This is a genomic window from Chryseotalea sp. WA131a (assembly GCA_025370075.1).
GTDB lineage: Bacteria > Bacteroidota > Bacteroidia > Cytophagales > Cyclobacteriaceae > ELB16-189.
The window spans coordinates 4,410,433-4,433,193 of the sequence record CP073016.1 but is presented as its reverse complement, the minus strand read 5'-3'; the positions used below and the strand labels follow the sequence as shown (position 1 = coordinate 4,433,193).

Below are 22,761 nucleotides of genomic sequence, written 5' to 3'. Positions count from 1 at the left end.
TATGAGGGGTCAAAAAGTATCCTTGCTGGCAATTCAGTTTTGGAAAAATGGCTTTCAGTCAACAGCCTTTTATGTGTTGCTATTGGCTATGGCAACAATAACTGGTTATGCTGCCTATAGTGGTTGGCAAACCTACCGAATTCAAAACACTATCCGTCTTCATTATCAACAACAAGCAAGGCAAGGATGGGAGAACAATCCAGATAAACATCCGCATCGCATGGCGCACTATGGCGCTTTTGCATTTCGCCTTAAGCATCCACTCAGCATGTTTGATGTGGGGATGGAGAGCTATGCAGGCAATGCCGTTTTTCTGGAAGCTCACAAACAAAATACGGTCAACTTTTCGGAAGCAAGTTTTTCTACAGGGTTATTGCGCTTTGGCGAGATCAGCCTAGCGATGATCTTGCAAATTATTGTTCCCCTTGTTGTTTTCTTTTTAGGATTTGCTGCTGTAGCTGTAGAAAGAGAAAATGGAACACTGAAAGTACTGTTGATGCAAGGTGTAAGTTGGGGCGAGTTGCTGGTGGGGAAATCGCTGGGACTGATGAGTTTGGCATTGCTCTTTTTTATACCCTTAGGCATAGTAACACTTGTTTTGCTAGTAAGTGCCGAAATTGCCTTGACCACCGATACATGGCTACGCTACTTGGTCTTGATGGCAAGCTACTTGGTGTTCTTTCAAATTCTATGTGTGTTCACGGTATTGGTATCGGCTACTAGCCACACCTCTAACCACGCACTCATGAAGCTGTTGGCAATATGGCTTGTATTTTTCATCGTCCTGCCCAAAACCACGCAAGCTATAGGAGGTTATGTTTACCGGTCACCTTCTAAAATAGAATTTGAAACGACCATAGAGAAACAGTTGGTAAAAGAAGGTGACAGCCATAACCCAGACGACCCACACTATGTTGCTTTAAAAGACTCCGTATTGCGCGCACACGGAGTGGATTCTGTTCATAAACTACCTTTCAACTACAGTGGTTTTGTGATGCGTGAGGGCGAACGAATCAGTTCAGCCATTTACACGCGAGAATTTTCAAACTTATTGAAGGTATATGAAATGCAAAACAGCTTTTCCCGCTTCATGGGCTTTGTCGATCCCTACGCAGCTATTCATTACCTATCAATGGCCTTGTCGGGAACGGATTTTGAATCTTATATCCACTTTCAAAAACAGGCCGAAGCATACCGCTATCAACTGGCGCAAAAAATGAATGAACTACAAATGCGCTATATCAGCAATGTGAAATTAAGTCCCACCGACAAACCTTATACTATTAGTCACGAACACTGGAAAGAGTTCCCAGACTTCAACTATCGATTTGTCACCACTTCATCCGCACTCCGAAATGAATACCTCACAATAACAGCTCTATTGATGTGGTCTGCATTTTCATTCATGTTAATTGTCTACGTTTCAAAAAAAGTAAAAACGTTGTAGGTATGTATGTATTGATCGCAAAACAATTCATTCGTTCAAAAGTAGTGCAGCTATCTCTGCTCTTGCTATTGGCGTTAGGCATTATGAGTGTATTGATTGGAAAACAATTTTTACAAAAACAAGAACGCACATTGGCGAATGTAACACAGCATCAACAAGCGCACATCGCGCGCAACGTTGAACTGCATACGGAGATGGGCTTGTTGCTCTACTATCTTCGGTTTACATTAATTGACCAACCTGATAGAATTGCCGGCTTGTCGATTGGACAACGGGATGTGAACCCAAGTTTACAAAGTGTAACTATTCGCACGCTGGAGGCACAATTACATGACACGGATTTAAACAACCCTTCAAACTTACAATCAGGAAATTTGGATCTTGGGTTTGTAATCATTTATCTGTTCCCATTGGTCGTCATTGCGTTCGTGTTCAATTTGCTTTCCGAAGAGAAAGAAGCAGGAACCTGGCGTTTGATTGCCGTTCAAAGCAATTCGACCCTTCGGTTTTTATGGATGAAACTATCTGTAAGGATGTTGCTGACCTATTGCATGCTAGGAGGTATTCTACTCCTCGCATATCTTATTTTGTCGCTACCGGTCAACAGGCAACTGATCGCATTTATTTTGGTAGCCATATTCTACACGGCATTTTGGTTTGCCTTTTGCTTCTGGGTTGTTTCTTTTCAACGGAATTCCAGTTTCAATGCACTCACCTTGCTTTCAGCATGGTTAATACTCGCTGTTCTATTGCCTGCCTCGGTGAACAATTATGTAGCTAATCTTTATCCGGTGCCCGAATCGCTCGCAGCGATGGTGAAGCAGCGTGAGGGGTATCATGAAAAGTGGGACATGGATAAGAAGATAACCATGGATAAGTTTTATACACATTACCCACAGTTTAAAAAATACGGAGTGCCACAAGAAACTTTTAACTGGACGTGGTACTATGCCATGCAACAAATGGGAGATGATGAATCGTTGAAAGAGCGTATTGCGATGCGGGCGAAAATCAAGCAGCGCGAAAACGCCAGCAGGTGGTTGGCCACTGTCATACCAACCATGCACACCCAATTGCTTTTCAATGACATTGCACGCACAAGTTTGAGCAGTCACCTTCAACTACTTGACCAAATTACAGAATTTCACGAACGGCTGAGGCTTTATTTCTACCCAAAAATCTTTGAAAATGCTCCCGTGAAAAGTGAAGACTGGAAGAAGTTCAAGCCCGAATACACACGAGCAGAAAACAATATAAACATTACGTTCGCTCTGCTGCCCTTATTCTTGCTAACCTTTGGATTAGCGAGTTGGGGTGTTTTCAATTTTAGAAAAACGAATGATGCATGACATCGAAAATAAATCAAAAAAAATAAAGATATGCTAGAAGCAAAACAACTTAGCAAAACGTATCAAGGCAAAGAAGCACTGAAGCCAACCAGCTTTACTGTAAATAAAGGAGATATCTATTGCCTGCTTGGCGCGAATGGCGCAGGTAAAACCACTACGATCAACCTCTTTCTCAATTTCATTCAACCATCCGGAGGTCAGGCATTGATTGGAGAAAAAGATGTGGTGAAAGAACCGATTGAGACTAAAAAACTACTGACCTACATTCCGGAGAATCTGATGCTCTATCCGAATTTGTCGGGATTAGAGAACCTCGAATATTTCAGCGGGCTTGCCAACAAAAAATATCCGAAAGAGGAATTTCTGAAATTCTTAACGGAAGCCGGCTTGCAAGCCGATGCACACGACAAGAGAATTTCTACCTACTCCAAAGGGATGCGCCAGAAAGTTGGTATTGCATTGGCGCTGGCGAAAGACGCGCAAGTGCTGCTGTTGGACGAACCTACTTCCGGATTAGACCCGAAAGCAAGCAACGAGTTTTCGGAATTGCTGACCAAACTAAGCAAGAAAGGAGTGGCTACGCTGATGGCCACGCATGATCTTTTCCGAGCCAAAGAAACGGGCACGCACATTGGCATGATGCGCGAAGGAAGTTTAGTAGAACAACTTACCACCGATCAAATCAACCATACGGACTTAGAAAAACTGTATTTGAAACACATGAATTAAAAGGTAACTGACTATGATTTTTAAAATCGCACGCAAAGAGCTCACAGAAATCGGTCGGGAGGGACGCTTTCGGATTACGGCCATCACCCTTTTTGCTTTGTTGCTGGCCGCCTTGTTTGTCAGCAAAAGCTACTACACATCGGTCAATGCCCAGCACAGCGAAGCCAAAAAAAATGCACGCAGCGAGTGGATGGAACAGGGACAAAAAAATCCGCACTCGGCAGCGCACTACGGCACCTATGCATTCAAACCAAAGTATCCGCTTTCGTTGATCGATAATGGCGTAGATAAATACACGGGTGTAAGCATTTATCTGGAAGCACATAAACGCAACGAAGCACAATATGCGGCCGCACAAGATCAAACCGCCCTGTCGCGCTTTGGTGATCTCACACCTGATTTCGTGCTGATCTTCATCGTTCCACTTTTTATTATTCTGATCGGGTTCAATGCCTTCACGCGCGAGCGCGAAAGTGGCACGTTACGATTATTGAAAAGTCAGGGCGTGAGCACGTGGAAATTAACAATGGGAAAATGGTTGGGCCTATTTCTCCCAGTTTTGTTCATCGCTATTCCTGTATATGTGTTGGCCGCTTTGTTTTTAGCCAACATCAAAGATTACGGGCAGTTTAGTTTTTGGGCGCTCACCCTCCTGTTTGGCGTTTACCTGATCTATTATGCAGTGTTCATCAACATCACCCTGTTTGTTTCCTCTCTTTTTAAAAAATCAAACGTAGCGTTCGTGACATTGCTGGGAATTTGGATGGTATCGTGTTTAGCGATGCCCAAGATTTCAACCGCCATTGCGGATAAACTGTACCCGTATCCCACGCAAGTGGAATTTGAAGAACAGATTGCGGTTGACAAAAAGAAAGGATTGGATGGACACAATCCGTGGAACACTGAAGCCAAGATGCTGGAAGAAGAAACGTTAAAAAAATATGGAGTTGACAGTGTGCAGCAATTGCCCTTCAACTGGGATGGCTTTTTGATGCAGGAAGGCGAGAAGCATACTGCTGATATTTATTTCAAGCATTATCAATTGTTGAAAGACACGTATGTGAATCAAACCAACGTTTATCGCAGCACGGCTGCGCTCTCACCATTTTTGCCTACCCGCTTTTTGTCGATGGCCATTTGCCGCACAGACTACACCTCGCATTGGGATTTCGCCAACGCAGCTGAAAACTACCGCATTGAATTGGTGGGAAAAATGAATGGCGATATGGCGGCCAATTCAAAATACGGAGATTGGGATTATCTGGCCGATGACAAACTGTGGTCTTCGGTGCCTGACTTTCAATATGAGCCGGCTGCGTACACCACTGTGATCCGTCAGAACACGAGTAATCTCATCACCTTGTTAGCATGGCTGTTGCTCTCCTTTGCCGCATTGTACGGAGCGGTTACTAAAATGAAAACAATCTAGCATCAAGAAACCTTCAAATCGTAAATCGAAAAATTATGTTAAACCATACAATCAAATACGAATGGCTCAACTTGCTACGCGACAGATGGGTGATGATTCTGCTGATTTTATTTTTGGGCATCACCGTGTTTGCTGTGCGCAATGGAAAGGAAAAAGTGGGGGATCGTATGGCTAGCATTACCAAAGAAAAGGAAAAAATGGTGAAGCTGGATCGGAAGATGGCGGCCGATATAGACTCGCTTAACAAAAATCTAAAACCGGCACCCGAGGCATGGAAAGACCCACGTGCATTGGATAACATTGGGTGGAGTGCTCCACGTGTTGTCGCCATGGATGCACAGCCACTGGCAGTTGTTTCTACCGGCCAAAGCGACTTGTTTACACATTATGCAAAACCAAAAATTTATGGCGAGGCATACACACTCGGCTTCTCGGAACTCTCAAATCCCGTTCAACTTTTGTTTGGCAGTTTTGATCTGGCTTTCGTTTGCATCTACTTGCTTCCGTTGCTGGTGTTGGGGTTTAGTTACAACGTGCTTTCGTCCGAGAAAGAATCGGGTGTGTTGCGCTTGACGTTGGCACAGCCCATATCCTTGTACCAATGGCTATTTGGGAAGCTATTACTCCGCTTTTTTATTCTCACCAGTATTGTTGTTGTCTCTATTCTTATTTCATTGACCATTTTTGATATTGACTGGTTGGGTAATATGGGAGCAGCAACGAAATTAATTCTGCTCGTCACCGTGTATATCTTTTTTTGGTTCTTGATTTCGTTTTTAATAAACCTGTTGGGGAACTCATCCGGCAGCAATGCGGTGACATTAATAGCTGTGTGGGTTGTGTTTGTGCTTTTGATCCCGTCCATTATTTCGCAAACGACAAACTCCTTTTATCCAGTGCCATCGCGCACCATTATGATTCATGAGTATCGGGAGGCAAAAGCATTGGCGGAGAAAAAGGCGGATGAAATACTGAAAATGTATTATCGGGAGCATCCGGAATATGCCCCGAAAGATACGACTGAGCAAAACCAGTATAGTTGGTGGCTGGGAAACTTTGCTGCTAGCGATGTAATCAACCAGTCGGTACAACCTGTGTTGGATGATTATAATGAAGCGCTGAATAAACAACAAAGCTGGGTCAATCGACTTCGTTTTTTGTCGCCCGCTATTTTGTTGCAAGACGGGTTGAATGATCTGGCCGGAACTTCACCAGCGCATTACACCGACTTTCGGAATCAAGTGATTGCATTTGCCGATACGTGGCGCCACTATTTTATTCCACGGATGTTTAACAATGAAAAGATGCGCGCAGAAGACTTTAGTTCTTTGCCAACGCACAGCTATTCTTCGGCTCAAGTGCCTTCACACTACAATGCAGATTTGATGGGCCTTCTTTTCTTTTTAACACTGACGGTTTCAGGAAGCGCGTGGGTGTATCGAAGAAATCGTTTTGAAAGAATGGTAGCCCTATAACGATGACGTTCACATCACTATTTAATTTGACAAAAGAAAAAGAGCATTTTCACAATGCTTCTACTCTTTCATCGCTTGATGGTATTCGGCAGCCACATATCAATATTGCCATCCATCAGCGGATGCCCAGCACTGGCCTAAAACAGTCGGTGGACAGTTTTGTAAACAGCTCGTTCACCGGATTTGAGTCAACCGTGAAAGTTAATACAGAAGTAGGTGCGCAGATTGAAAAAATGTTTGTATCGAAAAGCGTTCACCCTATTAACGAGTTAAGTGCCTTGATAGAAGACATGCAACTATTGATTTATCAGTTTGCAGCCATTTGCAATGCGGAGTACGTAAGAGTTCATTTAAAAACAGTTGCGAAAGATGCCTGCCGGAAGTTTCACATTGATGGCTATGACTTACGATTGCTTTGCTCTTATGCCGGTCCTGGCACGGAGTGGACCTACAATGACAACGTGAACCGAAAGCACTTAGGTTTAGGGGAGAATGAGCAAATCATAAAAGACTGGAGCTACATCAATCAACTCAACTCCTACGATGTAGCAATATTAAAGGGTGAACTTCCGCATCAAAGAACGGGCAAAGGTGTTGTGCATCGGTCGCCAGCGATCGAACTGACAGGCGCACGTAGATTGGTTTTAAGGATTGATATCTAAATGAGAATTAGCATGAAAAAAACCTTAGTTCATTACTGGCAAATATCCTTATGGAAGGCCAAGTTATTTTTAGCGACAGCTTTAGCGTTAATCATTGTGTTTCTTTGTGAGCACCACCTCTTAGCTCAAAACACTAGCTTTCACTTTGAAGGGCACGTCATCCAACCCGGGGAAGTGAAATCTCTCATCCTTCCCGTTGTCACAGAAAAACAAGATAGTACCTACATTCCAATAACAATTATCAACGGATTATCGAAAGGCCCAGTGTTAGGACTAATTGCTGGCATCCATGGCTATGAATATCCTCCTATCCTTGCAATGCAAAAACTTTCTGGGGAAATTGATCCGAAGGATGTTCACGGAACGATTCTGATTGTCCGCCTGGCCAATGTGGATGCTTTTTTCGGAAGAAGTGTATTTTATCATCCCAAAGATGGTAAAAACCTGAACAGGCAATTTCCTGGAAGCAAAAGCGGGACAATTACAGAGGTACTTGCTTATACAATCTCACAAAAAATTATTTTACGCTGCCAATATGTAGTTGATATTCATGCCGGAGATGCCAGTGAAGATTTGCACCCCTACATTGCTATCTATCAATATGGAACACAGACAGCCAAAGCAAAACAAATGGCGTTGGCCCTTGATTTCCCTTGGCTAATAACAAGCGAAAATGCACCGAAGCAGGGTCAACCAACGATCTACTGCACGGCAGAGGCCGTCTCCAAAGATATACCAGTAGTAGGAATAGAATATGGGAAACTCGGACAAGTGCGGCCGGAAGAAGCGGACTTCATCAATAAACGGCTTAGGAATATGATGCGAAGTTTGGGAATACTGTCAGGCAAACCAGTTGCCGTCAACACGCCTTTTGAAATTGGTAAGAGATCGTCAATTAAAAGTGAACAAACCGGAATCTTCTATACCGACTACAGAAGTGGCACATTATTCAAGAAGGGTGCAAAGCTGGGTTTTGTTACAGATCTCTTTGGCAATGTCATACAAGAAATATGGGCGCCATTCGATGGATTCATCATTTATGTGAGCTTCACACCTCCAATAAACAAAGGAGAAACGTTGCTCAGTATTTCTGAGTTAGACTAATAACTGAAGCGGGGCACATGAATTGAATGAAGAACATGCTTACAGAAGCACATCAGAGCCAGCATAAACTTGTGAAATCTGGACTATTTTTAGTGGGTTGTGTGTTGATTTCTGCTAGCGTTGCCTTCGCGCAAGCTACCTTTCAGCCACCTGAAACACCCCTTGAAATTCGGAGTCAGAAAGTTGGGGGTTCCATCACTATCGATGGTGTGCTGGATGAACCTTCATGGCAAAACCTTAAACCGGTTGCCGATTTGGTACAATACGAACCACGCCAAGGGGAGGCCGCTTCCTTGAAAACAGAAGTACGGATTTTATTCGATGAAAAAAATTTATATGTAAGCGCAATTTGTTTCGATTCGGCAGGCCGAAAAGGTATTCGCGTACCCAATATGCAACGCGATTTTTCCTTTGATGAAAATGATTTGTTTGGTATTGCTATTGATGGGTTGCTTGACAAGCGAAATGCTGCGGCCTTTCAAACTAATCCATACGGGGCGCAACGGGAATTGTTAATCAGCGATGGAAGCAATTTTAATCGCGAGTGGATTTCGTTGTGGAGTGTAAAAACCAAAATACATGATTGGGGTTGGACGGCAGAGTTTGCTATTCCCTGGAAATCGATTCGTTACAAAGCAGGAAGTGATCGGATGGGTATCATTTTGCTTCGGTGCATGCGCAGGCTCAATCAAAATGTGACTTTCCCAGCAATTCCTCGTGTCTTTACTCCTTATCAAATGCCCTACGAAGCAATACTTACAGGACTTGAGCTTCCGCCCGATAACGGAGTAAACGTTCAGTTAAATCCTTATATGCTGGTAAGCGCAGACAGAGAAACCAAAGAAAGGGTAACGAAACAAAACAGCGATTTGAAAGTAGGTGGCGAAGCCAAGTGGGCGCTCAATACCAATTCAGTTTTAGATGTTACGTATAACACCGACTTTGCTCAGGTGGATGTAGATCGGCAAGTAGTAAACCTCGCACGTTTTTCTGTTTTGTTTCCTGAGCGCAGGCAATTTTTTCTGGAAGGAAATGAAATTTACACCATGCAAGCGCTCGGTGCGCTTCAACCTTTTTTCAGTAGACGAATTGGATTAGATGACAACGGAAATCCAATACCCATTGAAGCTGGAGTTCGTTTCACCAACCGAAGCCTCAAGCGAAATATCGGTGCATTGGCCATTCGCCAGCGAGTGCAGGGAGTAGATCCGGCATCTAATTTTGCCGTAGCGCGTTACTCACACAATCTCACGGATCAAGGTACACGTATAGGAGGATTAGCAACTTTCCGATACGATGAAGCAGATACGGCTGGTCGAACAAATGCGAACTCCACCATCACCATAGATGGATTGTATCGCCCCAATCAAAAACTGAATGCATTTTGGATGCTTTCGGGATCTAATAATTCAGGACTCATAAACAACAAGGGTTGGTCAGGCTCCATGTGGGCGTACTATGATACGAACGACATTTATGCAGGCCATGTGCAAGCGGTGGTTTCAGATAAATACGATCCACGCTCCGGGTTTGTGGATGCAACCAATTATGCACTGACCAGCCCGGCTGTGAGTTTAAAGCTGCGACCCAGCTGGTTGCCTAAAAAAATAATTCGCCAATATACACCGGGTGTAACTGCCTATTTCTATCACTATTACAATGATCTCAGTTTTCGCGAGGGGTTTATTTCCTACCGACCATTTAGTTTGAATTTTCAAAACGGTGGCAGATTGTCGTACAGTTTCGTCACCAACTGGCAAAACCTGATTGAGTCGTTTAGCCCACTAGACATTGAAATTGCGGCAGGTGTTTATGCTTACAATAATCACTCCTTAAATTTCCAAACAGATAACTCACGTAAGCTTTTCTTTTCAGCGGAGTATAACAACGGAGGATATTTTAATGGTAGGCTACAATCTATTTCTGCTAGCACACGAATTGCCCCTGATCCACATGTGGCGCTAACGTTGAGTTATCGGCACAATGAAATAAGAAATTTAGGCATTTCATCTTCCAACGTAACAACAGATTTGGCCACAGCAGAAATACGTCTGGCTTTAAATCCACGTGTGCAATGGATTAGTTTTTATCAATATAATTCAGCCATCAACAGAAACACGTTCAACACTCGGTTGCAATGGGAATACAAACCGTTGTCATTCATTTTTCTTGTGCTCAATGATAACCGACAGGACTTTACTAATCCAGACACACAAATTAACAGCCGGTTGGTGAACCAAAAGGGCGTTCTTAAGATTACGTACTTGAAGCAGTTTTGATGATATGAAATGGCCATTGAGAAGTTTTACACCCAACGGAATGATAATTGTGGCCATTCCATGCCTGCGTGCCGAAATGCCTCTACGGCATGAAGGCATGTGACCACTAAAAAAAATAAACACATGAAAAACATTCTATTGCTTATCTTATTGAATGCTCCTCCATCAACGGAGGGTTGGCAACTTTTTGCGCGTACGAAGTTTGTTTCAACTTACATCAAACAATACAACGAGTATTTTTTAGTACCACAATTTGACGCCAAGCTAAAGCAATTGCAAGGAACAGAAATTGACTTGCAAGGTCATTACATACCCCTTGATCTTCCAGCCAGCAGTATTGTGTTGTCTAAAAATCCCTACTCATCCTGTTTTTTTTGTGGAGGGGCGGGGCCCGAAACAGTAGCGGAGATTAATTTTAAAAAAAAGCCGCCAAAACTCAAGCCCGATCAAGTGATTACTGTAAAAGGGAAACTTCGATTGAACGATAAAGACGTAGAGCACATGACTTTCATTTTAGACCAAGCCGAATTGATAACGAATAATAAGTGATGAAGCATTTAATCTGTCTTGCACTATTGTGCATTTGTTATGTTCAAAATTCGAGTGACAAAAAAAAACGAACGTAAAATGAAATTATTTAAACAAAGAAAGTTACCGGTAACAGTACTGAGCGGATTTCTAGGTGTGGGTAAGACTACCCTGCTTAATCATGTGCTCCACAATCGCGATGGTTTAAAAGTAGCGATTATCGTCAATGATATGAGCGAATTGAATATCGACTCGATGCTTGTAAAAAACGAAATCAAGCTTTCGCGCACCGAAGAGAAACTGGTGGAGATGAGTAATGGATGTATTTGTTGCACCTTACGCGAAGACTTGATCAAAGAGGTAGCATTGCTGGCCAAACAAAAAAAATTCGATTACTTGTTGATTGAGAGCACCGGGATTTCGGAGCCGATACCAGTGGCACAAACCTTTACATTCGATACGGGTGAAGAGCTCACCGATTTATCGAAAATCACTCAGCTAGATACCATGGTAACAGTGGTCGATGCGTTTAATTTTTTCAAAGACTTTGGCAGTGCCGATACCATTCTCGACAGAAAAATGACCGATGACCGAGAAGATAACCGCAGCATCGTCAATTTACTTACAGATCAAATTGAGTTTGCCAATGTGATTGTACTCAACAAATTAGATTTGATTAATACCGAACAATTGAACCTGCTCAAGGGCTTGCTGATGAAACTTAACCCGGATGCAAAACTGATTGAAGCTACGAATGGGAAAATAAATCCCAAGGAAATTCTAAACACTAAACTCTTCGATTATGAAAAGGCGCAACAAGCTGCAGGTTGGATTAAAGAACTGAACAACGAACATACACCCGAAACGGAAGAGTTTGGAATTTCTTCTTTTGTGTTTCGCAGTCCTATCCCCTTCCACCCTCAGCGGTTTTGGAGTTTTATTCAAACCCAATGGCCATCAAATGTGATTCGTAGCAAAGGGATTTTCTGGCTGGCCTCGCGCCCTGACAATGCTATTTTATGGAGCCAGGCAGGCGGTTCATCAAAGGCTGAAATCTATGGCCGATGGTGGGCAAGTGTGCCTTTTAAACAACGAGCGCAAAACCCAGCTTACTTACAAGACCAAGAACACATCCAAAAAAAATGGGACAAGCAATGGGGCGATCGACTGAACGAGGTTGTTATTATCGGCCAAGACTTGAACAAAGAAAACATTACAGCCGCCTTGAAAAAATGTTTACTCGACTCGGCTGAAATCGAGGCGTTCCATCAGAAGAGAGAATTTAAAGACGAGTGGCCTCTGTAAAATACCTGTTTGGTGATGTCTTTTCTATTATTTTTGAGGAGTGACACCCGAACAAGTCTTACAACATTACTGGGGCTATTCTTCATTTCGCACACCACAGCGCGAGTTGATTGAATCCATCCTACACAATAAAGACGTGGTGGGGATTTTGCCCACCGGAGCGGGGAAATCCGTTTGCTTTCAAGTGCCTACCTTACTCCGCGAAGGGTTGTGTGTGGTGGTCACGCCATTGATTGCGCTGATGCAAGACCAAGTGGCACAGCTCAAACAAAAAGAAATTCCAGCCATCGCGATCCACTCTGGGTTAGGCCATCGAGAGATTGACATCCTGCTCGACAATTGCGTATATGGAAACCAAAAATTTCTGTACGTGTCGCCCGAGCGCTTACAAACCGAATTATTTCAAGTCCGCTTTGCCAAGATGAACGTAAACCTTATTGCCGTAGATGAGGCTCATTGTATTTCGCAATGGGGCTACGACTTTCGTCCTCCTTATTTAAAGATTGCAGATCTTCGAAAGATAAAACCGAACGTTCCCATTGCGGCACTCACCGCCTCGGCCACGCGATTGGTAAAAGAAGATATCATTCAACGATTAGAACTTCGCGAGCCATCTGTTTTTCAAATCAGTTTTGCCCGCAGCAATCTTTCTTTAGTGATTCGGAAAACCGAGACGAAAGAAAAAAAATTATTGGAGATTTTAACCAAAGTGCCGGGGGCCAGCATTGTCTATGTGCGTTCGCGCAAAGCCACGGTGTCAATCGATAAGCTGTTAAAGAAAAACAACATCGCTTCCACTTTTTACCATGCGGGCTTGCCCCATGCCCAACGGCAGCAACACCAAGAGGAATGGCTGAAAGATCGATGCCGTGTAATGGTGGCCACCAATGCTTTTGGCATGGGCATCAACAAGGCCAACGTGCGCACGGTCATTCATTTGGATTTACCCGAAAGTTTAGAATCGTATTACCAAGAAGCGGGCCGTGCCGGCCGCGATGGAAAGCGCTCTTTTGCTACGGTCATTTTTCATGAGGCAGATGCCCAATCGCTCCAACACAAAACAGAACAGGCACAACCCAAACTAGAATATTTAAAAAAGATTTATCAAGCATTGGCAAATTTCTTTCAGTTGGCCATTGGCAGTGGCCAAGGCGAAAGCTATGATTTTGATTTGGAAAAGTTTTGCCAACAATTTTCCTTTAAATCAACTGCTGTATACCCCGCTTTGAAAAAATTAGAAGAGGTAGGTCTGATCCAATTCAACGAAAGTTTTTATCGCCCTTCCCAGCTTCATTTTTCGATCGACAAAAAAAAGATTTATGAGTTTCAAGTAGCCCATGCACGGTTTGACCCACTGTTAAAAATGATTTTGCGCTTATACGGTGGCGAAATTTATACCGACTTTATTCCGATTTCAGAAAACCAACTGGCGGTTGCACTTCGGCAATCGGTAGGCGAGATAGAAATCCAATTGCACCAATTGCACGAGCTGCAATTACTCGTGTACCAACCTACCAAAGACGCACCTCAAATCACTTTAGTGTTGCCCCGCCAAGATGCCGATCGTTTACCGATTGATGTCCCCCTGCTAGAAAGTCGAAGACAGCTTCATTTAAAAAAAGCAGCAGCCATGATTGGTTACGTAGAGCAATCAACCAAATGCCGCATGCAAGTGATTCAAGAATATTTTGACGAAGTAACCTACACCACTTGCGGTGTGTGCGATGTGTGCATTCGCAAAAAGAAAAAAGAAAGTTCAACATTGTATGGCGATTATCAACAGCAAATCAAGTACCTACTAGGGCCCACCGCGCTTTCGGTGGAAGAACTGGAAACCCAAGTGGCCGCCAGCGACAAGGAATTGTTGATGGAAGTAATTCAGGAAATGTTGGAGAACGGAGAACTAATGTATGACGAACAGTGGCTCTTGCATTTAACCTTGTAATCGGTATTTTGCAGCTATGTCCAATCCGAAGTACAGCATCATCGTTCCCGTGTATAATCGCCCCGAAGAATTGGGCGAACTATTGCAAAGCCTTGCCGAGCAAACCCTGCGTAATTTTGAAGTGATTGTGGTAGAAGATGGCTCGACCTTATCGAGTGAGGAAGTGGCGAATGAATTTTCAGACCAGTTGACCATTTCTTATTTCACCAAACCAAACACGGGCCCTGGGCCAAGTCGCAATTTCGGTTTTGAAAAAGCAAAAGGAGACTACTTTGTGATTTTTGATAGTGATTGCATTTTGCCCACCACCTATTTCGAATCAGTAGATAATTTTTTACAGCAACAGCTAGTGGATGCCTGGGGCGGCCCCGATCAGGGCCACGAAAAATTTACACCCCTTCAGCAAGCCATGGCCTATACCATGTCTTCGTTTTTTACCACAGGCGGCATTCGTGGAAGCAAAAAAGGAATTGGCAACTTTCAACCACGCAGTTACAACATGGGCTTCTCGCGGCAAGCCTATGAAAAAACAAAGGGCTTTCATTTCGATCGATTTGCCGAAGACATTGAGTTGAGCATTCGCATGAAAAAATTAGGGCTGCGTGTGGCGCTCATTCCACAGGCTTTTGTCTTTCATAAAAGAAGAGCTACCCTTTCTCAATTCTTCAGGCAAGTGTACAATTTTGGGCGTGGGCGAGTATTGGTGGGCAAGCAACATGGCGGTGAGGTAAAGTGGGTACATTGGTTTCCATTTTCGTTTTTACTAGGATTGATTTTGATACCTGTGCTTTTGTTGATCAATGGTAAGCTTGGGTTTTTTCTGCTAGCAGGTTACATTTTCTATCTGCTCCTGATTGGTTTGGCAGCCCTCTTCTCCACCAAATCTGCAGTAGTTGCTTTTCTTTCAATACCAGCCGCAATCGTTCAATTGGTAGGATATGGAGCTGGTTTTTTTGATGAAATGACAAAATTCTTACGTTGAAAAAAGCCCATCCAGAGCACTGTTACTCACTATTATTGATTTTCCTTGAAAAAGGATAAGATTTTAATAATATTGCAGTATCTAAAAGTCAAACCTTACATGAGAAAACTCTGTACCGTTGTTATTTTTATGGCGTCAGTAAGTCAATCTGTGATTGCTGATCCTCTTCCAAAAGGCTATTATATTGTGGTTGCCGCTTATCTTTCAAATCAAGAAAGTTTTGCCCAAAGATATTCCAGCGAATTGAATCAGGCGGGGCATCATACACAGTATGGGTTTGATGCAACTCGGCAGTTTCACTATGTATATGTAGATTACTACACCAACTTTGATGAATCGATCGCTAAAATGCTGGACGTGCGTAAGCAAGCTGGTTTTAGTGAAGCATGGGTACGGATTATAAAAGAAGGTGGCGAGCCATTGGCTCAGAAAGAAGAACCCAAAGAAGAGGTTAAGAAAGAAGAAAGTAAGAGAGAAGAACTGAAGAAAGAAGAAAGTAAGAAAGAAGCATTGCAAAAAGACGAAAAGGTAGTTCAAAGCCCTAAAGTAGAACCCGTTCAAGAACCAACCCAGCAAGAGGCACCCACCCCTACGGAAGTAGTACCGAACCCAAAAGCAGAGCCTGTTTATATTCCACAAACATTAAAAAATACACAAGCATTTCTAAGCCTATACAATGCAACCACTAACCAAATAATTGATGGTGAAGTTGAAGTAATTGATGGCGAAAGAAGTAGCTTGATCTTAAAAGCGAAAGCGAATGAGTACTTGGTGTTGCCCGATCCTAAAAACAAATCAGGCAAATTGATTTTGATTGGCAATTCATTTGGCTACCGGAAAATTCAACATGAAATAAACTATTACTATACAGAAAAAGATACACTGCAGCCCGACATCTCTTTGATTGGCAATTATTACATGGTGCGTTTTGAAATGACACGCCTGCACAAAGGCGATATTGCCGTGCTATACAATGTTTATTTCTACAACGATGCGGCCATCATGCTGCCCGAATCAAAATATGAGTTGAACAAACTTCTTGCCATGATGAAAGAAAACCCAACTTATAAAATCATTCTGCACGGCCACACCAACGGTAACGGAAGAGGAAAAATCATTCGGGTAGGTGCAAGCAAAGACTTTTTCAATCTAACGGCCGATGACATTGTTTCTGAAAATGCATCTGCAAAAGAATTGTCGGGTGCACGTGCCCAGGTAATCAAAGATTGGTTGGTTTCGCAAGGTGTAGCTACCGATCGGATTGAAGTAAAAGCATGGGGCGGCTCGCGCATGCTGCACGATAAAAATAGTCAGAATGCCCGCAGAAATGTGCGGGTGGAAGTGGAAGTAAATGAAGAATAAAGTAGTGACTAAAATATTTTTCTGTAAAAAAAGGGAAGCCACCAATTGATGACTTCCCTTTTTTGCTGTTGCTAAAACAACTTACTTGGCAGAAAAGCGTCTCGCTACTTCATTCCAATTCACTACATTCCAAAAAGCGGCACAATAATCAGGCCTGCGGTTTTGATAATTTAAGTAATAGGCATGCTCCCACACATCCAATCCAAGCAGCGGAGTACCTTTTACTTCGGCAACATCCATCAGCGGGTTGTCTTGATTAGGTGTTGAGGTTATGGCCAATTTTCCATCGGCTCCTTTAATTAACCAAGCCCAACCCGAACCAAAGCGCGTAGTAGCCGCGGTATTGAATTTAGTTTTGAACTCATCAAAATTTCCAAAGGCAGCGTTGATGGCATCCGCCACTGCACCCGTAGGCGCACCGCCAGCGTTAGGCGCCATAATGGTCCAGAACAAGCTGTGGTTATAGTGGCCGCCTCCATTGTTGCGCACAGGCATGGGGTGCTTGGAAATATTGGTGCAAATTTCTTCAATGCTCAAATTCTCTTCTGGCTTGCCAGCGAGCGCATTGTTTAAGTTGGTAACGTAGGCATTGTGGTGCTTGCCATGGTGAATCTCCATGGTGCGCGCATCGATGTGTGGTTCCAATGCATTGAATGCATAGGGTAAAGCAGGAAGTGTAAAGGCCATAATGAATTGCGATTTATGATTTTAGAATGATTATTTTTTTCAACCATCAAATATACCAAACAAAAACAAACGGGGGAAATGGCCCGTTTGAAAGTGAACAAAGTTTGGGAAAGAAAAATGGAGGGATTAAGTGGATTGAAAATTGGAAGGTCAAACAACGATGTGGGATATTTTGCGCGTGCATAAGCATAGAAAAAAAACAATATACGCTATGATAGCGTATTCTTTATTCTTGTTGATTATGAATAAGTTAGTAAAACCGAGTGATCATTTTGATTTTTAAAACGTGCGTATATCTACGAATGCTTTTGGTTCGTCTTGCATTGTGACTGGCGTTTCTATTGAAAATGTGCTAGAGGCTACTCACATAAAACCAGTTGAGTACAGGGGGGACGATACACACCATAATGGACTTTGTTTACGGTCAGACATTCACCAATTGTTTGACAGCAATAGTTTAAGGATTTTACCATCAGGAGAACTCATACTTTCAGAAGCAGCATCAGCTAAAAATAATTACGCAAAACTTTCGAAACAAATTGAGATTCCAACCTTTGTAAATCGTGACTTTTAGACTGGAAGGTAAAATACTATTAGACCCAACTAAAGCCGCTCACCCATTGTCTGGCCACACATGCAACCCACATCCAAAGCCAGCCAATTAGTGCGCTCAGTTTTGCTTAAGTGGACTAAGTAGAAATGAAAAATGCCCCACAGCACGACTGACTTGTATCAATTAACAGGGACAAAAAATTGAGCTACGAATAAAGTTCGGAGAAGAGCCATACAACTACCCACAAAATGTTTGCGCAATGGTGGGTGAGGTGTAAGTTCAAAGTGTTATCTTCGATCAACGTTTGCCCACGTGGACAGTGGCGGCTTCGAAAGCCACTGCGCAAACACAAACGTTAGCGGCCACGCAAAAAAAACGCTCTTAGCATTATGATAACACTTATAATTACAATTTTTGTTTTAGGATACATAGCATACATGGGAAAAAAGATGAAGAAGATAAACACAATTTATCAGTTGTTCATGCCTTGCGTAAAATTGATACACCAAGTATACTTTTTTTCTTGGTACTTAGTCAGTATAGCTTCATTGCAATCAATAGGTATACTTACAAATCTTGCTCAATGGCTGACTGCAACATTGCAAAACGACAACATTATTGTAATCTCAATCGGTTAATTATCTTCAATCATTGATAATGTTCCGTTAGTAGCAGCAGCACAAGGTATGTATGATTTAAACCAATATCCAACAGACCATTATTTTTGGGAGTTCCTTGCATATTGTACTGGGACAGGAGGAAGTGCATTAATCATTGGTTCAGCAGCAGGTGTGGCAGCAATGGGCATGGAGAAGATAAGTTTCTTTTGGTATCTTAAAAAAATCAGTTTACTTGCGTTACTCGGATACTTTGCTGGTGCTCTAATCTATATTTTACAACATCAAATATTTGGGCTTTGACAACCAATGACAAAAATTCCAAGCCGCTAACACACGCTATTGCCAACAAGGGTTTCAGGGGTATTCGAAGCTTTGTAGTCCGCTTCAACTTTTCGTGAACCTTGATAGGACAATCTCCCACGCTCTCTTGCTGGCCCTACCGCCACCGTTATGCGTCACCCTAAGACAATGAGACCGCAAAAAAAAGTTTATTCAAGACAACTGTCACACCCTCATTAAATTGTTATCTAACCGGTATAACAATTTAATATTTAAAAAATGGAAAGTAAAAATCACATCATCGAACTGGTTGTTTACAGAGTAAAAAGCAACCCTACTGACAACAAGCAAATTGTCATTAACAAAACCAATGCAGGACTTGTAAAACTAGACGGATTCATTTACAGGAAAGTGTATCAATCCACTGAAGACCCAAACTTACTTTTTGACTTTGTAGCTTGGGATACTCTGGAAAATGCTATCAATGCGGCAAAAAATATGAGCAAAATCCCTGAATTGGGAGATTTCATTCAATTGATTGAAAAAACTGAATTATTCGAGCATTTTAGTTTTAGTAACCAGCACAGTATAGCAGACAAAGAGACCAAAACAGTAGAGTTGGTTATTTACCAACTGAAAGAAGAAAATAACAATCAAATAGGAGATTTTTTTTCTACCTATAACTCTGAAATTAAAAATGCAAAAGGATATAATAACCGTGTCCTTTTACAATCAGCTAAAAATAAAAATGTATGGGCAGAAAGAGTGTTTTGGGACAGTATTTCGGAAGCCAAAGAAAATGAATTGGCTATGCAAAAAAATCCAATACTTGGGGCTGCGTTTTCAATTGTCGAAAAGGTGATTGTAATGAAACACTTCATTGAATTTGAATAATGGATAAACCAAAATCATATTGTGAAGCGGTTGGACATTTGGATAAAACCAATGTCCACCGTATTTACCACGACACTGCGTACGGATTTACAATTGAAGACGACAATGAACTTTTTGAACGTTTGGTATTGGAAATAAATCAAGCAGGGCTTAGTTGGACAACCATTTTAAATAAGCAGATTAATTTTAAAAATGCCTTCCACCATTTCAATATTAGGAAAGTAGCCAACTATAAAGAATTAGATAGACAAAGACTTTTGAACGATACTGGTATCATTCGAAATCGTTTAAAAATTGATGCAACTATACATAATGCTAACGTAATTTTACAACTGCAAAATGACTTTGGCTCTTTTAAAAATTGGCTCGACCAAAACCACCCAAAACCAAAAGAGGAGTGGATGAAGTTGTTTAAAAAAACATTTAAATTTACAGGCGGAGAAATTGTAAATGAGTTTTTAGTTAGCACAGGTTATTTAGAAGGTGCACATATCACAAACTGTCCTATTCAAAAAAAAGTATTAACAACTAAACCAGCTTGGAGTAAATAATGGAAAATCCCTTTTCTTTAAATTATCCTAACAAATCAGATAAAGAGCTAATTGATGCTTCTTTACTAGGCTCAAAAGCTGCATTGGAAGCACTTATAAAAAGGCATCAACATTATATTTACAATGTTGCAAAGAAAATGGTTCTAAGTCCTTTTGATGCGGAAGATATTACCCAAGAGGTGCTGATTAAAGTAATTACAAAACTTTCTCAATTTAAAGGAGAAAGTGATTTTAGAACGTGGCTGTATCGCATTACGTTCAATCATTTTCTTCAAATGAAAAAATACTGGTTGGAAGACAATATTACCACATTTGACAATTACGCAGAGCAATTGGACAATATAAAGGATGAAGACTTAACAACATTAGAAAAAGCTGAACTAAAAGAATTTATTGAAGATGCAAAGTTGGGCTGTATGAACGGGATGCTACTTTGCTTAAATAGAGAGCAAAGGCTCGTTTATGTGCTTGGAGAAATATTCGGTGCTGACCATAATTTAGGTTCAAGTTTGTTAGAAATAAGTAAGGATAACTTTCGCCAAATTCTTTCAAGGGCAAGGCGTGACCTTTACAATTTTATGAATAGCAAATGTGGATTAATTAATCAAGTAAATCCATGCAGATGCGACAGGAAAACAAAAGGCTTTATTAAAGCTGGCTGGGTTGACTCAGAAAAATTAAAGTTCAACACCTCATACATTTCAAAAATCAACGAACTAGCAAAAGAAAAATCGGCAGACCTTGACAACGAATTGGAAACAAAATATGCAGACCTTTTTCGCAATCAGCCATTTCAAGAAAAAAACCATACAGACAATTTGCTTAATTCAATACTTTCTGACAACAAAGTAAAGGACATATTTAACCTCAATTAGATAACTAAGAAAGGGGAACGCATAATACGGTTTGGCAAAAGTGTGGCAGACGGAGGTGCAATCAACATTTGTACTTCCTTTTTGCTTTCGATACAGCTTGACTAACGCTATTTAGCTTTTAGTTCTTAATTTCAACTTTTAACAATATTGGGCTTGGGTTTCAGGTTGACGAAATTCTAATTCCCCACCATCGCAAATACGTATCCACTACAGGCAAGCGTAGGACGACCCAAGGCACGACAACAAAAGGGACAGAAAAGGAGTACGAAAAGTCAACTCTTATAAACCGTATTTTAAATTTGTCGGACACACCTCATCATAGTGCTACTTTCTGACAGTTTTGTAACACATTTTAATAATTCTGTCTAATCGCTATAAATTTTAAAAAACAATAGAATATGACAGAAAAATCAATCAGTCTAGGGTTTATAATCTTTTTATCATCCACTACAACAATGTTTGCTCAAAACAATTTAAAAAACGACATCATGAGTGTAAAAACTGTAACAATTGTAAAATCAAAAGCACCATGGTATGCTTTCGACTATTTATTACCTAAAAAATTCAGAGAGGTTAATCCAATCTATGAGAAAGTAAATGGACTAGAGTTTAAAGCTTATTCAATCAATAGAAATACAGAAGGAAAAAACTTTGGCGGAATTTATCTATGGGGAGAAGAGGCCAAAGCAAAAAAAAGGTTCACCCCACAATGGTTTGAGGACGTGAAGAAAAAAAGAGGCGTTACGCCAACTGTCGAATATTTTAGTGTAAAATCTGAATTTTCGTCACTTCCTATAACTACAACTTATACTAATTTTAACACCAAAAGTATAGCTGTTTTTATACATGGATTAACGCAAAATCAAGCCTCCAATTTGTATGCACATCAAACTACTTTTTTTAGAGCATATTGGCTTCTTGAAACATCAGAAAAAAGTGGTTTGATACTTTTTTTTGAATCAAAAATTAAAGCAAAATCATTCATAAAATCTTACAAAATAAATAATTTTGATTGGTTTAAAATTCCTGTAATGCTAAATAATGCAAAAAAATAAAACGACAAAAAGTATTCTGATTACAGGTACATAATCGGGCATAGGCAATGCAACTGTAAACCACTTTGCCAAAAACAACTGGAAAGTATTTGCTACTATGCGAAATATAAAAGGACTCATAAATGAGCACCCGGAAAACATCATACCAGTAACACTTGATGGAAGCGATAATCAAAGTATAGAAAATGGTATTGCATTGGTATTGTCAATGACCCAAAATATTGATGTGTGGTAAACAATGCTGGTTTTGGGGGCTACGGAGCATTTGAACTCTCAACAATCACACAAAGACAAAGCATGTTCGATGTAAATATTTTTGGACTGATGAATGTTATTCAGGAAATCCTTCCTTATTTTCGATCAAATAATTCTGGCCTAATTATCAATGTTTCTACCATTGGAGGACTAATGACATATCCTTTATACAGTATATTTCACAGTACAAAGTGGGCTGTTGAAGGATTTTCAGAGAGTCTAAACTATGAACTTAAACATCTTGGTATTGGCGTTAAAAATAATTGAGCCAGGCATAACAAAAAGCAATTTTTTTTATAGTGCCCAAATGATATGGTAAGACACAAGACAATTGGGACGGAATTTTTCAAGAGTTCATTAGTTGGACAGTTTCAACAAAGAAATAGTTACGGTGGA

At 41.3% G+C, this 22,761-nt stretch carries 21 protein-coding genes; 20 read left to right on the top strand and 1 reads right to left on the bottom strand.

All coding sequences use genetic code 11. The features are described from left to right. The first annotated feature begins 1 nt into the window (after window position 1). The 13 genes from KA713_20405 to KA713_20345 all read left to right on the top strand — a co-directional run bounded on the left by KA713_20405 (window position 2) and on the right by KA713_20345 (window position 16,596). A complete protein-coding gene (locus KA713_20405; protein UXE66768.1) occupies window positions 2–1,447 on the top strand; it encodes a DUF3526 domain-containing protein in 1,446 nt (481 codons plus the stop codon). 2 nt (window positions 1,448–1,449) lie between these two features. After that, complete coding sequence (locus KA713_20400; protein ID UXE66767.1) at window positions 1,450–2,796, top strand: DUF3526 domain-containing protein; 1,347 nt, start codon at window positions 1,450–1,452, stop codon at window positions 2,794–2,796. 30 nt (window positions 2,797–2,826) lie between these two features. Then, window positions 2,827–3,525: an ABC transporter ATP-binding protein gene (locus KA713_20395; protein UXE66766.1), complete on the top strand. Its 699-nt coding sequence runs from the start codon at window positions 2,827–2,829 to the stop codon at window positions 3,523–3,525. 13 nt (window positions 3,526–3,538) lie between these two features. Next, window positions 3,539–4,954 carry a DUF3526 domain-containing protein gene (locus KA713_20390; GenBank protein UXE66765.1) on the top strand — a complete coding sequence of 472 codons (1,416 nt, stop codon included), beginning with the start codon at window positions 3,539–3,541 and terminating at the stop codon, window positions 4,952–4,954. Window positions 4,955–4,989: 35 nt separating this feature from the next. Further along, window positions 4,990–6,429, top strand: coding sequence for a DUF3526 domain-containing protein (locus tag KA713_20385; GenBank protein ID UXE66764.1), 1,440 nt, complete (start codon window positions 4,990–4,992; stop codon window positions 6,427–6,429). Window positions 6,430–6,455: 26 nt separating this feature from the next. Continuing rightward, entirely contained in the window at window positions 6,456–7,091 is a 636-nt protein-coding gene (locus tag KA713_20380; GenBank protein UXE66763.1) for a DUF1826 domain-containing protein, read from the top strand. A gap of 12 nt (window positions 7,092–7,103) precedes the next feature. Next, a complete protein-coding gene (locus tag KA713_20375) occupies window positions 7,104–8,195 on the top strand; it encodes a succinylglutamate desuccinylase/aspartoacylase family protein (GenBank protein UXE66762.1) in 1,092 nt (363 codons plus the stop codon). 71 nt (window positions 8,196–8,266) lie between these two features. Next, window positions 8,267–10,474, top strand: a complete 2,208-nt coding sequence (locus tag KA713_20370; protein ID UXE66761.1) for a carbohydrate binding family 9 domain-containing protein — start codon at window positions 8,267–8,269, stop codon at window positions 10,472–10,474. Between the two features lie 123 nt (window positions 10,475–10,597). After that, on the top strand, window positions 10,598–11,023 hold the full coding sequence (locus KA713_20365; GenBank protein UXE66760.1) for a hypothetical protein: 426 nt from the start codon (window positions 10,598–10,600) through the stop codon (window positions 11,021–11,023). 78 nt (window positions 11,024–11,101) lie between these two features. Then, entirely contained in the window at window positions 11,102–12,307 is a 1,206-nt protein-coding gene (locus KA713_20360; GenBank protein UXE66759.1) for a GTP-binding protein, read from the top strand. Window positions 12,308–12,347: 40 nt separating this feature from the next. Beyond that, on the top strand, window positions 12,348–14,252 hold the full coding sequence (locus tag KA713_20355) for a RecQ family ATP-dependent DNA helicase (protein UXE66758.1): 1,905 nt from the start codon (window positions 12,348–12,350) through the stop codon (window positions 14,250–14,252). 16 nt (window positions 14,253–14,268) lie between these two features. After that, the gene (locus tag KA713_20350) at window positions 14,269–15,234 is read left to right on the top strand and encodes a glycosyltransferase (protein ID UXE66757.1); all 966 of its coding nucleotides are present in this window, start codon (window positions 14,269–14,271) and stop codon (window positions 15,232–15,234) included. A gap of 99 nt (window positions 15,235–15,333) precedes the next feature. After that, window positions 15,334–16,596, top strand: coding sequence for an OmpA family protein (locus tag KA713_20345; protein UXE66756.1), 1,263 nt, complete (start codon window positions 15,334–15,336; stop codon window positions 16,594–16,596). Between the two features lie 81 nt (window positions 16,597–16,677). On the opposite strand, the gene KA713_20340 is transcribed toward KA713_20345, so the two are convergent. Then, entirely contained in the window at window positions 16,678–17,283 is a 606-nt protein-coding gene (locus KA713_20340; GenBank protein UXE66755.1) for a superoxide dismutase, read from the bottom strand. A 286-nt stretch (window positions 17,284–17,569) separates the two neighbouring features. Between KA713_20340 and KA713_20335 the strand changes: the two genes are divergently transcribed. From KA713_20335 to KA713_20305, 7 genes are all read left to right on the top strand, one after another. Then, window positions 17,570–17,857, top strand: a complete 288-nt coding sequence (locus tag KA713_20335) for an HNH endonuclease (GenBank protein ID UXE66754.1) — start codon at window positions 17,570–17,572, stop codon at window positions 17,855–17,857. Between the two features lie 665 nt (window positions 17,858–18,522). After that, complete coding sequence (locus tag KA713_20330; protein UXE66753.1) at window positions 18,523–18,756, top strand: hypothetical protein; 234 nt, start codon at window positions 18,523–18,525, stop codon at window positions 18,754–18,756. 258 nt (window positions 18,757–19,014) lie between these two features. Beyond that, the gene (locus KA713_20325) at window positions 19,015–19,629 is read left to right on the top strand and encodes a hypothetical protein (protein ID UXE66752.1); all 615 of its coding nucleotides are present in this window, start codon (window positions 19,015–19,017) and stop codon (window positions 19,627–19,629) included. Further along, on the top strand, window positions 19,629–20,180 hold the full coding sequence (locus KA713_20320; protein UXE66751.1) for a DNA-3-methyladenine glycosylase I: 552 nt from the start codon (window positions 19,629–19,631) through the stop codon (window positions 20,178–20,180). Before KA713_20325 ends, KA713_20320 begins: the two co-directional genes overlap by 1 nt. Beyond that, window positions 20,180–21,055, top strand: a complete 876-nt coding sequence (locus KA713_20315; protein UXE66750.1) for an RNA polymerase sigma factor — start codon at window positions 20,180–20,182, stop codon at window positions 21,053–21,055. The genes KA713_20320 and KA713_20315 overlap by 1 nt, the downstream gene beginning before the upstream one ends. Before the next feature lie 398 nt (window positions 21,056–21,453). After that, window positions 21,454–22,110, top strand: a complete 657-nt coding sequence (locus KA713_20310; protein UXE66749.1) for a hypothetical protein — start codon at window positions 21,454–21,456, stop codon at window positions 22,108–22,110. 228 nt (window positions 22,111–22,338) lie between these two features. Then, window positions 22,339–22,632 carry an SDR family NAD(P)-dependent oxidoreductase gene (locus KA713_20305; GenBank protein ID UXE66748.1) on the top strand — a complete coding sequence of 98 codons (294 nt, stop codon included), beginning with the start codon at window positions 22,339–22,341 and terminating at the stop codon, window positions 22,630–22,632. Window positions 22,633–22,761: the final 129 nt, after the last annotated feature.